The 12,772-nt window shown below is 72.4% G+C and carries 12 protein-coding genes and 1 pseudogene; 11 read left to right on the plus strand and 2 right to left on the minus strand.

Annotated elements, in window-relative coordinates:
* Together ACIPAE_RS38315 and ACIPAE_RS38320 are read left to right on the plus strand one after the other, a co-directional pair.
* A pseudogene (locus tag ACIPAE_RS38315) lies at positions 1–273 on the plus strand (IS630 family transposase); the annotation flags it as partial.
* 84 nt (positions 274–357) lie between these two features.
* On the plus strand, positions 358–852 hold the full coding sequence (locus tag ACIPAE_RS38320; protein WP_329362140.1) for a DUF1269 domain-containing protein: 495 nt from the start codon (positions 358–360) through the stop codon (positions 850–852).
* A gap of 95 nt (positions 853–947) precedes the next feature.
* Here ACIPAE_RS38320 and ligD read toward each other — a convergent pair whose 3' ends face one another.
* Positions 948–1,835: a non-homologous end-joining DNA ligase gene (gene ligD, locus ACIPAE_RS38325; RefSeq protein WP_402451904.1), complete on the minus strand. Its 888-nt coding sequence runs from the start codon at positions 1,833–1,835 to the stop codon at positions 948–950.
* A gap of 38 nt (positions 1,836–1,873) precedes the next feature.
* On the opposite strand from ligD, the gene ACIPAE_RS38330 reads away from it, so the two are divergent.
* The 9 genes from ACIPAE_RS38330 (at position 1,874) to ACIPAE_RS38370 (ending at position 11,489) form a co-directional block, all read left to right on the plus strand.
* The gene (locus tag ACIPAE_RS38330; protein WP_329362144.1) at positions 1,874–2,848 is read left to right on the plus strand and encodes a Ku protein; all 975 of its coding nucleotides are present in this window, start codon (positions 1,874–1,876) and stop codon (positions 2,846–2,848) included.
* 110 nt (positions 2,849–2,958) lie between these two features.
* Positions 2,959–4,659: a DHA2 family efflux MFS transporter permease subunit gene (locus ACIPAE_RS38335; RefSeq protein ID WP_366412720.1), complete on the plus strand. Its 1,701-nt coding sequence runs from the start codon at positions 2,959–2,961 to the stop codon at positions 4,657–4,659.
* Positions 4,656–5,267, plus strand: a complete 612-nt coding sequence (locus ACIPAE_RS38340) for a TetR family transcriptional regulator (protein ID WP_328472591.1) — start codon at positions 4,656–4,658, stop codon at positions 5,265–5,267. Before ACIPAE_RS38335 ends, ACIPAE_RS38340 begins: the two co-directional genes overlap by 4 nt.
* Positions 5,268–5,397: 130 nt before the next feature.
* Complete coding sequence (locus ACIPAE_RS38345) at positions 5,398–5,943, plus strand: hypothetical protein (protein WP_329362148.1); 546 nt, start codon at positions 5,398–5,400, stop codon at positions 5,941–5,943.
* 552 nt (positions 5,944–6,495) lie between these two features.
* Positions 6,496–7,503 (plus strand): amino acid ABC transporter permease, encoded by a 1,008-nt coding sequence (locus tag ACIPAE_RS38350; RefSeq protein WP_366412718.1) that lies wholly within the window; start codon positions 6,496–6,498, stop codon positions 7,501–7,503.
* The gene (locus ACIPAE_RS38355) at positions 7,500–8,345 is read left to right on the plus strand and encodes an amino acid ABC transporter ATP-binding protein (RefSeq protein ID WP_402451909.1); all 846 of its coding nucleotides are present in this window, start codon (positions 7,500–7,502) and stop codon (positions 8,343–8,345) included. Before ACIPAE_RS38350 ends, ACIPAE_RS38355 begins: the two co-directional genes overlap by 4 nt.
* 149 nt (positions 8,346–8,494) lie before the next feature.
* A complete protein-coding gene (locus tag ACIPAE_RS38360; RefSeq protein ID WP_402451911.1) occupies positions 8,495–9,511 on the plus strand; it encodes a transporter substrate-binding domain-containing protein in 1,017 nt (338 codons plus the stop codon).
* Between the two features lie 143 nt (positions 9,512–9,654).
* Positions 9,655–10,548, plus strand: a complete 894-nt coding sequence (locus tag ACIPAE_RS38365) for a GNAT family N-acetyltransferase (RefSeq protein WP_366412716.1) — start codon at positions 9,655–9,657, stop codon at positions 10,546–10,548.
* Positions 10,549–10,553: 5 nt separating this feature from the next.
* The gene (locus tag ACIPAE_RS38370) at positions 10,554–11,489 is read left to right on the plus strand and encodes an NADP-dependent oxidoreductase (RefSeq protein ID WP_329362156.1); all 936 of its coding nucleotides are present in this window, start codon (positions 10,554–10,556) and stop codon (positions 11,487–11,489) included.
* Positions 11,490–11,594: 105 nt separating this feature from the next.
* Here ACIPAE_RS38370 and ACIPAE_RS38375 read toward each other — a convergent pair whose 3' ends face one another.
* Entirely contained in the window at positions 11,595–12,659 is a 1,065-nt protein-coding gene (locus ACIPAE_RS38375; RefSeq protein ID WP_366412714.1) for an ABC transporter substrate-binding protein, read from the minus strand.
* Between the last annotated feature and the right edge of the window lie 113 nt (positions 12,660–12,772).

Consider the following 12,772-nt stretch of genomic DNA (forward strand, 5'->3'; position numbering starts at 1 on the left):
ACCTGGCTGCTGGCACACCCACGGTTCCACCTGCACTTCACACCGACCGGCTCGTCCTGGCTGAACCTGGTCGAGCGATGGTTCGCCGAACTGACTAACAAGCAGATACGGCGAGGCGTCCACAAATCCGTCCAGGCCCTGGAGACCGACATCCGCCAGTGGATCGCCACCTGGAACACCGATCCCAAGCCCTACATCTGGACCAAGACCGCAGAGGACATCCTCGAACGCCTCGCCGGATATCTGAAGCGAATTCCCGACTCAGAACACTAGGCCCCGCCGTCCGGCACCGCGTGGCCGTGCCGACATTTCGGACATAGGGTTCCTCACGTCGCCCACGCCACCGAGGAGGCCCCGATGTCCGAACTCATCGTGATCGCTTACGACGACCACAGCACCGCCGAGAACGCCTACGAGCGGGTGCAGAAGCTCCAGCAGGACTACGTCGTGAACCTCAACGGGCTCGCCGTCGTCTCGGTCGACGCGGAGGGCAAGACCCACGTCGACACCCCCAGCAAGATCGTCGGGGTCTCGGCGGCGTCGGGCGCGCTGTGGGGAATGGTCTTCGGCATCCTCTTCCTGGTGCCCGGGCTCGGCCTGCTGGCCGGCGCGGCGATGGGCGGACTGCTCGGCAAGCTGGGCAAGTCCGGGATCGACGACCAGTTCCGCGACCAGGTGCAGGAGATGCTCAAGCCGGGCACGTCGGCGGTGGTGGTGATGGCCGCCAAGATCACCGAGGACAAGTTCGCCGATGCCATGCGCCCCTACGGTGGCACCCTGCTGAAGACCTCGCTCAGCGACGAGGACGAGAAGGAGCTCGCGGAGCACCTGGCGGGCGCGCAGCAGCAGTAGGCGGCACGACGGGCGGCCAGCGCGGCAGCAGTAGGCGCTACGACAGGCGGCCCGCGCGGCAGCGTGACGGCGGCCCGTCCGCCACGCCCGTACGCTCACCCCGGCAGCGCGCTCGCGCCGCCCGGTTCGAGCAGCGCGGCGAGCGGATCGCCGACCTCGGCCAGCCGGGCGGGCATCTCGCCGATGGTGAAGTCGAGTTGGCCCGGTTCCTCGGCGGCGGCGACCTCGTCCCAGGTCAGCGGCGCGGAGACGGTGGGCCGGGCGCGGGCGCGCACCGTGTAGGGGACGGCGGTGGTCTTGCTCGCCGAGTTCTGCGACCAGTCGATGAAGACCCGGCCGGCGCGGTCCGCCTTGGCCATCCGCGACACCACGCGGTCCGGGTGCGCGGCCTCCAGCTCGCGGGCGATCGTCCTGGCGTACGCGCGCGCCTGGTCGGGGGTGGCGCCGCGCAGCGCGGCCAGCAGGTGCAGCCCCTTGGAGCCGCTGGTCTTCGCCCAGGCCGCGATCCCGTCGGCGCCGAGCCGCTCGCGCAGGTCGAGCGCGACCCGGCAGCAGTCGACGACCGTACGGTCCGGACCCGGGTCCAGGTCGAGCACCAGCCGGTCGGCGGTGTCGGGGTCGGCGGCGCACCACTGCGGGGTGTGGATCTCCACGCAGGCGAGGTTGCCGGCCCAGACGAGGGTGGCCAGGTCGTTCACCTCGACCTGGTCCATCAGCTCGCCGCTGCTGCGCACCCGCTCGGTGGTCTTCACCCACTCGGGCGTACCGGCGGGCGGGCGTTTCTGGAAGAAGCGCTGGCCGTCCACGCCGTCGGGGGTGCGGACGAAGCTGGCCAGCCGGCCGCTGGTGTGCGGCAGCAGGACTCCGGCGACGGTGGCGTAGTACTCCAGCAGCTCCGCCTTGGTGGTGCCGGTCTCCGGCCAGAGCACGCGGTCGAGGTGGCTGAGCTTGACTCGGCGGCCCTCGACCTCGGTGATCGGCATATCATAAAGGTCCCATAGCCTGACAAAAAGGACACGCTATGCGCAGCGTCTGGTCGGGGAACCTCGCCTTCGGCCTGGTTTCGATACCGGTGAAGCTCGGCTCCGCCGTCTCCAGCCACAAGATCAGCTTCCGGCAGATCCACCTGGCCGACCAGGGCCGGGTCCGCTACCAGAAGACCTGCGAGCTGGACGAGGAGGTACTGACCGCCTCGGACATCGGCCGCGCCTACGAGACCCCGGACGACCAGCTCGTCCAGGTCACCGACTCCGACCTCCAGGCACTGCCGCTGCCCACCGCGAAGACCATCGAGGTCAGCGGCTTCGTGGACATGACGTCGGTGGACTCGATGCAGCTCGACACCCCGTACTTCCTCGCCCCGGCCTCGGCGGGCGCGAACAAGCCGTACGTCCTGATGCGCGAGGCGCTGGAGCGGTCGGGGAAGGCCGCGGTCGGCAAGTTCGCGATGCGCAACTCCGAGCACCTGGCGCTGATCCGGCCGCGCGACGACGTGCTGCTGCTCCAGACGCTGCGCTGGCCCGACGAGTTGAACAACCCCGCCGAGGCGGCGCCGAAGGGCAGCGTCAAGATCAGCGACTCCGAGCTGAAGCTCGCCGACACCCTCATCGAGGCGCTGGGCGAGGCCGACCTCACCGCGTACCACGACGAGTACGCGCAGGCGGTGGAGGCGCTGGTGACCGCGAAGCTGGAGGGCGCGGAGCCGCCGACGGTGAGCGAGGAGGCCGGCGGCGGGAACGTCGTGGACCTGATGGCGGCGCTGCGGGCGTCCGTGGAGCAGGCGCAACCGTCGGGCGGGCGGTCCGGTGGGCGCGCCGGCGGCGCGAAGAAGACCGCGACGGGCAAGCGGGCCGGTGCGAAGAAGACCGCGGCCAAGGCGGGCTCGGCCAAGTCGAGCACCGCCAAGGCCGGCGGGACCCGGGGCGGAACCAAGTCCGGCGCCGCGAAGAAGACCGCGGCACGCAAGACGGCCTCGTCCGGACGGAAGGCGAGCTGAGCGGCGCGCCGCCACCACCCTCGACATAGTGAAAGTCAACTTTCATTTGACGTGAAACAGCTTTTTGAGAGTGTACTGTCTTTATACGGTCCACTCCCAGGAGGCTGCCCATGCCGATGCCCGCGGACACCGCACCGCCCTCCCCGTCAGCCGACCCCGCTCGGCGCGCCCAGCGCGTTTCGACACCCCTGTCCAAGCCCCCGTCCCCGCCGCCGCATCCGCTCGCGGACTCGCCACGCCGCTGGCTGGCCCTCGCCGCACTGACGCTGAGCGTGCTGATCATCGGACTCGACGGCACCGTCATCAACGTCGCGCTGCCCACGCTCTCCGGTGAACTGGGCGCCAGCAGCGCCCAGTTGCAGTGGATCGGCGGCGGCTACCTGCTGGCGCTCTCGGTGGTGATGCTGCCGGTCGGGCTGCTCGGCGACCGGTACGGGCACAAGCGCCTGCTGGTCGGCGGCATCACGCTCTTCGGCCTCGCCTCGCTCGCCGGCACCAGGGCCGGGTCGCCGGACGAGCTGATCGCGGTGCGTACCGTGCTCGGCGCCGGCGCCGCGATGATCATGCCGCTGTCGATGGCGATCCTGCCGCGGATCTTCTCCCGGCGGGAGCTGCCCAAGGCGATCGCCACCTGGACCGCGGCCACCGCGCTCGGCATGCCGGTCGGCCCGCTGGTCGGCGGCTGGTTGCTCAACCACTTCTGGTGGGGCTCGGTGTTCGTCTTCAACGTGCCGGTCGCCGTGATCGCGCTGCTCGCCGCGGTCTGGCTGCTGCCCGGCGACCACGACCGCGCCCCGGCGGCGCCCGGCCCCTTCGACGTCACCGGCACCGTGCTGAGCGTGGCCGGCATCACCGCCCTGGTCTACGGCACGATCCTGGTGCCGGACGACGGCTGGGGCAGCCCGAAGGTGCTCGCCGGGATCGTCGGCGGCGCCGCGGTGCTGGCCGCCTTCCTGATACGGCAGCGGCGCACCGCGCACCCCCTGGTCGACCTCGGCCTCTTCGCCGACCGGGCGTTCCGCTGGGGCACCCTGCTCGCGGTGTTCGTGAACTTCGCGGTGATGGGCATCCTGTTCGTGGTGCCGCAGTACCTCCAATCCGTGCTCGGACACGACGCGTTCGGCACCGGCCTGCGCATCCTGCCGCTGATCGCCGGGCTGATGGTCGCCGCGACCCTCAGCGAGCCGATCGCGAAGAGGTTCGGGCCGCGCCTGGTGATCCCGGCCGGGCTGCTGCTGCTCGCCGCGGGGGCCCTGCTCGGCGCGACCACCGCGGCGGGCGACGGTTACGGCTTCGCCGCCGTGTGGCTGACGCTGATCGGCTTCGGCTTCGGCAGTGCGATGGTGCCCGCGACCGGCCTGGTGATGGGCTCGCTGCCCGCGGAGCGCTCGGGTCAGGGCACCAGCCTGCTGGAGACCGTCCAGCAGGTCGGCGGGGTGCTCGGGGTGGCCGCGCTCGGCAGCGTGCTCAGCGCCGGCTACCTCGGCCGGCTCGCCGTCCACCGGCTGGACGCCTCGTCCGCCCATGCCGCGCGGGACTCGGTCACCGGCGCCGACGCGGTCGCCGCCCGGCTGCACGACCCCGGCCTGCTCGCCTCCGCGCACGCCGCCTTCGTCCACGGCATGGACCTGGTGATGCTGACCTGCGGCGTGTGCGCGGCGCTGGCGGGCGTACTCGGGCTGCTGCTGCTCCCCTCGTCCGCGCCGGCGCCCGGTTCACCGGCCGCGCCCGTGCGGGAGGACCGGTCCTCGGCCGACACGGCGGACGGGGTGGCCTCCGGCAGCGCGGGACCCGGAGAATCGGTGGCATGAGCACTGAGGAGACCCCGGCCGTGGCGGCACCGAGCCTGCGGGAGCGCAAGAAGCAGCGCACCCGGGAGGCGATCAGGCGGGAGGCGTACCGGCTCTTCGCCGAGCAGGGGTACGAGGCCACCACCGTGGACCAGATCGCCGAGGCGGCCGAGGTCTCCCCGAGCACGTTCTTCCGCTACTACCCGACCAAGGAGGACGTGGTCCTCGTCGACGACTACGACTCCGTGCTCGCGAACGCGCTGCTGGCCCGCCCGGCCGGCGAGCCGATCATGGAGTCGCTACTGGCCGCGCTCGCGGACTCCTTCGGCCCGGTCATCAAGTCGGACCTGGACGAACTGCTGCTGCGCACCCGGCTCGGCTTCAACGACCCGGCGATCAGGGCCCGTTCGTGGGACGAGTTGCAGCGCAGCCAGGACCGCCTGGCCGAGGTGATCATGGCCCGCACCGGCCGCGGCCCCGACGACCTCGACGTGCACGCCGCGGCCGCCGCGATCATGGCGGTGTCCACGGCGGTCGTCCGCTACTGGGTCGAACGCGACGGTGTCCCCGACCTCCCCGCCCTCTACGAGGCCCCCTTCCGCATGCTCGCCCAGGGCCTGCGGCTGTAGGCGGGCCGGGGCGGCGTCCGGCCGCGAACGCGTTTCGGGGACCGCAAGGCGCCCAGCCTTGGCCCCCTGGACCGGCACCCACGGGATAACCGTGTGCGATCCACCCGCGACGGTGGGTACCGTGCCGACCATGGACGTGACGTTCACCAAGGCACCAGGGCGGCGGTACCAGATGACCGTCGTTCGGGAACGCGGCCCGGAGCTGGCACCACGGCAAGGACCGGGCTACGACGACTACCTGCCGCACGACGCCGTGCACTTCCTGGTCGAGGCCGAGGCGGGCCTGTCCGGCGCGGTCTTCGGCCGGATCGCGGCCGGGCGGAGCAACATCTTCTGGGCAGCCGACCCTGCCGTCAGGAAGCGGCTGGCACGCCGGGAAGCGAAGCGGCAGCCGGACAGGGCCGAGCACGCCGACATGGCCCGGTCCGAGACACTGGCCTCCCTGTGCGAGCCGTTGTGGCAGTTGCGGGCGGGCCATCGCGCCGATCTCCCTGACTGGTTCTCCTCGATCGAGCCGGGTATCAGCCGGTCCCGGCTCGTCGAGCGCATCCTGGTCCGCCTGGACGACTTCGCCGCGCGCTGGCACGCGCTGCCGGCCGGCGGCAGTGTCACGTTGTCGTGGCCGCCGGCCTCCGGCACCGGCGGACGCCCGCCCGGTCGTCGGGCGGGTTTTTGAACGGGGGATGAAACCCGCGTCGCGAAACCCGAGCACACCGGGGCATAGCGACGGGCCTGGCGTTGACACCCGTGACGGCGCTGCCTACGTTGACGCCGGGGTCAGGGCGCTTCCGCCCGGCCGCGAGCAGCACGCGAGGCCCGCAGCGGCGGGCGGGCGAAGGTGGGCGGGATGACCGAGGCAGTCGGTTCGGAGCAGTGGCGATGCCACCGTCCGCACCGCCCTGTCCTGGCCCGGCACATCGACCTGCTGCGCGTCAGCAGCGCGCTCTGTAGTAGCTGAACTCCCCCGGGCCGCAGGCCCGTTGAGGCACACACCGCACTACGGCACGCACCGCACCACGGCACGCACCGCCGCTCCCGACGCACGTCACATGTCACCTGTCGCACGTCATGCCCGCCGCTCGCGTACGACCGCACGCGCGGGCCGCGTTCCACCCCGCTTCCCGCTCTCGCCCGTCCACCCTCCACCGTCCCGCTCCCGCCGCGCGCGCCGCCCTGGTCCGTGAGCGCGTGCTGCGTGCGAGCGTCCTCCCCGCGCCGGAGTCGCCCCATGTCCGACCTGCCCCGCGCCGCCTCCCGCACCGCAGTCGACCCACCCGCGCCCGTACACGGCAAGGACGTTGACGCCACGTCGGATCAGGCCGACGAGCACCGGGTGGTGCCGCTGCGCCACCCCTGGAGATGGGTGCTCACCGTGGCCGTGCTGGTCGTGGTCGCGCAGATCGCGCACGGCCTGGCCACCAACCAGTTCTTCCAGTGGGGCAGGTTCCGCTACTGGTTCCTGCGCCCGGTGATCCTGCACGGGCTCGGCGTCACCCTCCAGGTCACCGCGTGGAGCGCGGTGTTCGGGTTGCTCGCCGGGATCGTGCTGGCGCTGGCACGGATGTCGCGCAGCCCGGTGCTGCGGGTCGTGAGCTGGGTGTACGTGTGGCTGTTCCGCTCGATACCCCTGATCGTGGTGCTGCTGTTCCTCGCCAACTTCCAGGCGCTGTACGCCACGTTGAGCCTCGGGGTGCCGTTCGGGCCGCACCTCGTGGACTTCGACGAGACCAGGGCGGCCACCAGCCTGGTGGTCGCGGTGGTCGGCATCAGCCTCAACGAGGCCGCGTACGCCGCCGAGGTGGTGCGCGGCGGGCTGCTGTCGGTGGACCAGGGCCAGCACGAGGCGGCGGCCGCGCTCGGGCTGCCGCGCCGCTACCAGTTCACCCGGATCATCTTCCCGCAGGCGCTGCGGGCGATCGTCCCGGCGTACGTCAACCAGCTCATCGGCCTGGTGAAGAGCACCTCGCTGGTCTTCTACGTCTCGCTGCTCGACGTCTTCGGCCGGGTGGAGACGCTCGGCAGCACCTACCCCAGCGACATCGTGCCGCTGCTGCTGGTCGCGACGGTCTGGTACGTGGTGCTGACCAGCGTGGTGTCCGTCGCTCAGTTCTACGTGGAGCGGTACTTCTCCCGCGGCGCGCTGCGGACGCTGCCACCGACGCCGCTGCAACGGCTGCGCGCCGCGTTCTTCGACGTCCGGGCCCGGGCCCGGCTCGCGACGGGATCGGCCCGATGAGCGCGGCGGCGGGCCCGGTGCGGAACGGCAACGCCCAGGACAGCGCCGTGCGTGACAGCACCGTGCGAGGCGGGGCGGTGCAGCCGGTCGCGGTCACCGTACGAGGCGCGTACAAGCGGTTCGGCGCGCAGCAGGTGCTCGCCGGGGTGGACCTGACGGTGCCGGCCGGCGAGGTGACGGTGATCCTCGGGCCGTCCGGCTCGGGCAAGTCCACGCTGCTGCGGGCGATCAACCACCTGGAGAAGCTGGACGCCGGGCATGTCGAGGTCGGCGGTGAGCCGATCGGGGTGCGCCGGTACCGCGGCCGCTTCAAGGAGCTGGGCGAGCGGGCGATCCTGGCGCAGCGCGGCCGGATCGGCTTCGTCTTCCAGAACTTCAACCTCTTCCCGCATCTCACCGCGGTGGAGAACGTGGCCGCCGCGCCCGCGGCGACCGGCCGCAAGAGCCGGGCGCAGGCGCGCGAGGCGGCCCGCGAGCTGCTGGCGCGGGTCGGCCTGGGCGACCGGGCGGAGGCGTATCCGCGGCAGCTGTCCGGGGGGCAGCAGCAGCGGGTCGCCATCGCCCGGGCGCTCGCCCTGGAACCCGGCGTGATCCTCTTCGACGAGCCGACCTCGGCGCTCGACCCCGAACTGGTCGGCGAGGTGCTCGCGGTGATCAAGGACCTGGCCACCAGCGGCACGACGCTGATCGTCGTCACCCACGAGATCGGCTTCGCCCGGGAGGTCGCCGACAGCGTCGTCTTCCTCGACGGCGGCCGGATCGTCGAGCAGGGGCCGCCCGCGCAGGTGCTGTCGGCCCCGCGCCATGCCCGTACCCGGGAGTTCCTCAGCCGCGTCCTGTGAGGAAGCCGCCCGGCGCGGGCCGGCCACCGCTCGCGACGCCGCCCGCGCCGGCCCGTCCCGCGCCGCCACCACGTCTCCGGTCCCGGGTCCGCCCGTTGCCGCCGCCGTTCCCGCCGCTGTTCCCGTCACCCCTGCCTAGGAAGGCCGTCATGCCCCGTACCGCTTCCCGACTCGTCCTGAGCGCCGCCGCCGCGACATCACTCCTGCTGGGCCTGGCCGCCTGCGGCAGCGACGACGGCGCGGGCTCCAGCGCCCCTGCCGCGGCGGACGCCAAGGGCACGGTGGTGGTCGGCGCGCTGTCCAACGGCGCCGCCAAGGAGACCACCCTGAAGGTGCCCGAGGTGGCCTCGATCCGCGCCGAACTGCCCAAGTCCGTACGGGACAGCAAGCAGCTCGTGGTGGGTCTGGGCTTCCTCCCCGCCGGGTCCCCGCCGATCGGCTACACCGGCACCGACCAGAAGACGCTGACCGGCTCGGAACCGGACCTCGGCCGGCTCGTCGCGGCGGTCTTCGGGCTCGAACCGGTGCTCACCAACGCCACCTGGGACAACCTCTTCATCGGCATCGACAGCGGCAAGACCGACGTCGGGTTCTCCAACATCACCGACACCGAGCAGCGCAAGCAGAAGTACGACTTCGCCGCCTACCGGCAGGACAACCTCGGCTTCGAGGTCCGCAAGGACGACCCGTGGACCTTCACCGGCGACTTCCACGAGCTGGCCGGCAAGACCGTGGCGGTCGGCTCCGGCACCAACCAGGAGAAGATCCTGCTGGAGTGGCAGAGCCGGCTCAAGGCGGAGGGCAAGAAGCTGACCATCAAGTACTACCAGGAGGCGAACAGCACCTACCTGGCACTCAGCTCCCACCACATCGACGCCTACTTCGCGCCGAACCCGAGTGTCGCCTACCACGTCGCCAAGACCGCCGGCAGCCCGCAGGCCACCCGCAGCGCGGGCACCTTCTCCGGCGCAGGGGCGAGCCTGCAGGGCCTGATCTGCGCCACCACCAAGAAGGGCGACGGCCTGGTCAAGCCGCTCTCCGACGCCATCGACTACCTGATCAAGAACGGCCAGTACGCCCAGTGGCTGGCCGCGTGGAACCTCAGCGACGAGGCGGTGCCGAGCGCGCGGATCAACCCGCCCGGCCTGCCGCTGAGCAACTCCTGACCTCGGCGCGACACCGGCTGTCCCGATCCCGACCGGCCCCGCGGGATTTTCCGCGGGCCGGGTCGGCGTTGACCCGCACGAGCACCCGTAGGCGCCCACCGGCGCCGAACGCACCGCACCCGGAACGGAGAGTCACGGCGAACATGTCGACCAGCCCTCGGACCACGCCACCGCCACCGTACGCACCCCTCCCGCAGGACCCGGCGGAGACATCCGGTGGACACGTCCTGGACAACGCCGCCTGGGCCTCCATGAGCGGAGCGCACCGGCACCTGGCGGAGTTCGTCGGCCGGGCGGGCCGCTACCGCCGTGACGTGTCGCCGTTCGTCGCCGTCGCCGACACGGCCGACCCGCGCGCGTGGGCCGACCTGGCCGCGCTGATCGGGCCGGGCAACACCTTCACCGTCGCCGGGGTCGCCGAGCTGCCCGAGGGGTGGACCGGCGGCGACGCGATCCCGGGCGTGCAGCTCGTGGCGACCACGCTGCGCGGCGAGCTGGACCCGGAGGCGGTGCCGCTCGGCCCCGCGGACGTCCCGGAGATGCTGGACCTGGTCGAGCGGACCCGGCCCGGGCCGTTCCTGCCCGCCACCGTCGAGATGGGCGCGTACGTCGGCATCCGGCGCGAGGGCGCGCTGGTGGCGATGGCCGGGGAGCGGCTGCACCCGCCGGGCTGGACCGAGATCAGCGCGGTGTGCACCGACCCGGCGTACCGCGGCCAGGGCCTGGCCACCCGGCTGATCCGCCATGTCGCGGCCGGGATCGGCGCGCGCGGCGACACGCCGTTCCTGCACGCCGCCGCCGCGAACACTTCAGCGGTCAAGCTGTACGAGTCGATCGGTTTCACGCTCCGCCGCACCACCGTCTTCCGCCTGGTCCGGGTGCCGGACCTGGACGCGGACCGCACCACCGCCCCACCCGACCCGTCCGCCGGCGCCACTCCTGCCGCTCCCCCCAGCACTTCCGCCGCACCCGCCGCGGCACCCGGGGCCGTATCCGGACCGGTTCCCCGTCCCTCATCCACCCTCGACGCGAGGTAGCAGCCATGCCCAAGGCGTATGTGTTCACCGAACTCGGCGGCCCCGAGGCCGAGTCCTTCGCCGACCTGCCGCGGCCCGTGCCCGCGCCCGGACAGGTACTGGTCGAGGTCAGGGCGGCCGGCGTCAACCCGGTCGACTGGAAGCGGCGGGCCGGTTTCCGGCCGGTCGGCGCGCCCGTCCCCGACCTGCCCGCGGTGTTCGGCAACGAGGCGGCGGGCGTCGTGGTCGAGGTCGGCCCGGACAGCGGCGACGGCGACACCGCCCGGTTCGCGGTGGGCGACGAGGTGTTCGGCAACACCGTCGCCGGCGGCTACGCCGAGTACGCCCTGCTGCTGGCGTCGGTCACCGCGCACAAGCCCGCCGCGCTGTCGTGGGCGGACGCGGCGTCGCTGCCGGTCGCCTCGGCCACCGCCTACGACGCGGTCCGCCAGCTCGCCCTCCCCCCTGGGAGCACCGTGCTGATCAACGGCGCCGGCGGCGGGGTCGGCGTGGCCGCGGTGCAGATCGCCCGGCACGACGGCCTGACGGTGCTGGGCACCGCGAGCGCGGCGAAGAAGGAGTTCCTGGAGTCGCTGGGCGCGGTGCACGTCACCTCCGGGCCGGGGGTCGCGGACCGGGTCAGGGCCGCCGCGCCCGGCGGGGTCGACGGGATCGTGGACCTGGTCGGCGGCGAGCCGCTGCGGGACGTGGCCGCGCTGCTCGCCGACCCGGCCAAGCTGGTGAGCGCCGGGGACCGCGGCACCGTGGCCGAGCTGGGCGGCAGCCCGGTGGTGCGCAAGCGCACCGCACAGGTGCTGGACGACCTGGCCGGCCTGGTCGTCGGCGGCGACCTCGACCCGCTGGTCACCCGCACCTTCCCCTTCGCCCAGGCCGGCGAGGCGCTGCGCGCGGTCGAGGACGGCCACGCCCGGGGCAAGATCGTCATCGAGTTCGACGCGTAGAGCGGCCGGTACGGCACCCGACGCGCCGACCGTGCGACCGGTCCGGTCGTACGGTCGGCGCTGCCGGAAGGACGGCCGGGGGGCGGGCTGGCGGCCCAGGCCCCGCTACTCGACGTTCTTCACGAACTGCGTGGTGTAGGTCTTCTCCAGGTCCACGGTGGCGTCCTTCAGGTTGGGGTTGAACGCCTTGAGGACGTTCTCCACGGTCGCCGGACCGTCCGCCGGCATCACACCGTCGGCGGTGAACATCGGCAGCGTCGACCTGATCGACTCCTCGTACAGCTTCGCGCCGCCCTGCGCGTAGTCGGCGGGCATCTTCGCCGCGATCTCCGCCGGGCTGTGGGTCGACATCCACCGGAGGGTCTTGACGAACGCGTTGGCCAGCTTCTGGACGGTGTCCTTGTGGCCGTTCACCCAGTCCGTGTTCATGTACAGGCTGGACGACGGGTAGAGGCCGCCGAGCGCCTTCCGCGAACCCTCGGGCGTGCGCATGTCGTAGAGCACCTTGCCGATGCCCTTGTCCAGGATCTGCGCCACGGTCGGGTCCGTGGTCATGCCGGCCTGGATCGACCCCTGCTGCATGGCGGCGATGAAGGTCTGGCCGGCCCCGGCCGCGATCGGGGTGAAGTCGCTGACCTGGAGCCCGTTGTGCACCGCCAGGTACTTGGTGAGGAAGTCGGTGGAGGAGCCGAGCCCGGTCACCCCGAGCCGCTTGCCCTTGAAGTCCCTGGCGGAGGTGATGTCGCCGGCCGCCTTCTTCGACACCACCTCGACCTCGCCGGGCGCCTGGGCGAACTGCACCACGGACTCCACGGACTTGTGCTTGGTCTGCAGGTCGAGGGTGTGGTCGTAGAAGCCGACCGCGCCCTGGACGTCGCCGGAGACCAGCGCGGTGGTGGCGTCCACGCCCGCGGGCTCGGTCATCAGCGTCACGTCCAGGCCCTCGGCCGCGAAGTAGCCGAGCCGCTGGGACAGCATCGCCGGCAGGTAGATGACCTTGTCGAGGCCACCCACCATGATCTTCACCTTGGTGGCGTCCTTGCCGGCGCCCGTCGCCGCGCCGGCGTCGGAGGCCGAACCGGAGCCCGACGAGGCGTCGTTCGCGCAGGCGGTGAGAGCGGTCAGCGCGAGCACGCCGGCCAGGGCGATCATCGTGGTGCGAGTGCGCATGGGGTCACGTCCTTGTGTGGTGGTGGGGCGGCGCGGACCCGCTCGGCGGGCCGGCGGGACTCGACAGGTGCCGGGCTCAACGGGCGCCGGGTTCGACGCGGGCGCCGGATTCG

Source organism: Streptomyces sp. NPDC087270 (assembly GCF_044744625.1).
Classification (GTDB): Bacteria; Actinomycetota; Actinomycetes; order Streptomycetales; family Streptomycetaceae; genus Actinacidiphila.

Excerpts from the sequence above, each read along its gene's own strand:
- ligD (WP_402451904.1), bottom strand. The coding sequence starts at position 1,835 with ATGCCGATCACCGAGGTCGAGGGCCGCCGAGTCAAGCTCAGCCACCTC.
- ACIPAE_RS38340 (WP_328472591.1), top strand. The coding sequence starts at position 4,656 with ATGAGCACTGAGGAGACCCCGGCCGTGGCGGCACCGAGCCTGCGGGAG.
- ACIPAE_RS38320 (WP_329362140.1), top strand. The coding sequence starts at position 358 with ATGTCCGAACTCATCGTGATCGCTTACGACGACCACAGCACCGCCGAG.
- ACIPAE_RS38355 (WP_402451909.1), top strand. The coding sequence starts at position 7,500 with ATGAGCGCGGCGGCGGGCCCGGTGCGGAACGGCAACGCCCAGGACAGC.
- ACIPAE_RS38365 (WP_366412716.1), top strand. The coding sequence starts at position 9,655 with ATGTCGACCAGCCCTCGGACCACGCCACCGCCACCGTACGCACCCCTC.
- ACIPAE_RS38375 (WP_366412714.1), bottom strand. The coding sequence starts at position 12,659 with ATGCGCACTCGCACCACGATGATCGCCCTGGCCGGCGTGCTCGCGCTG.
- ACIPAE_RS38335 (WP_366412720.1), top strand. The coding sequence starts at position 2,959 with ATGCCGATGCCCGCGGACACCGCACCGCCCTCCCCGTCAGCCGACCCC.
- ACIPAE_RS38330 (WP_329362144.1), top strand. The coding sequence starts at position 1,874 with ATGCGCAGCGTCTGGTCGGGGAACCTCGCCTTCGGCCTGGTTTCGATA.
- ACIPAE_RS38360 (WP_402451911.1), top strand. The coding sequence starts at position 8,495 with ATGCCCCGTACCGCTTCCCGACTCGTCCTGAGCGCCGCCGCCGCGACA.
- ACIPAE_RS38370 (WP_329362156.1), top strand. The coding sequence starts at position 10,554 with ATGCCCAAGGCGTATGTGTTCACCGAACTCGGCGGCCCCGAGGCCGAG.
- ACIPAE_RS38350 (WP_366412718.1), top strand. The coding sequence starts at position 6,496 with ATGTCCGACCTGCCCCGCGCCGCCTCCCGCACCGCAGTCGACCCACCC.
- ACIPAE_RS38345 (WP_329362148.1), top strand. The coding sequence starts at position 5,398 with ATGGACGTGACGTTCACCAAGGCACCAGGGCGGCGGTACCAGATGACC.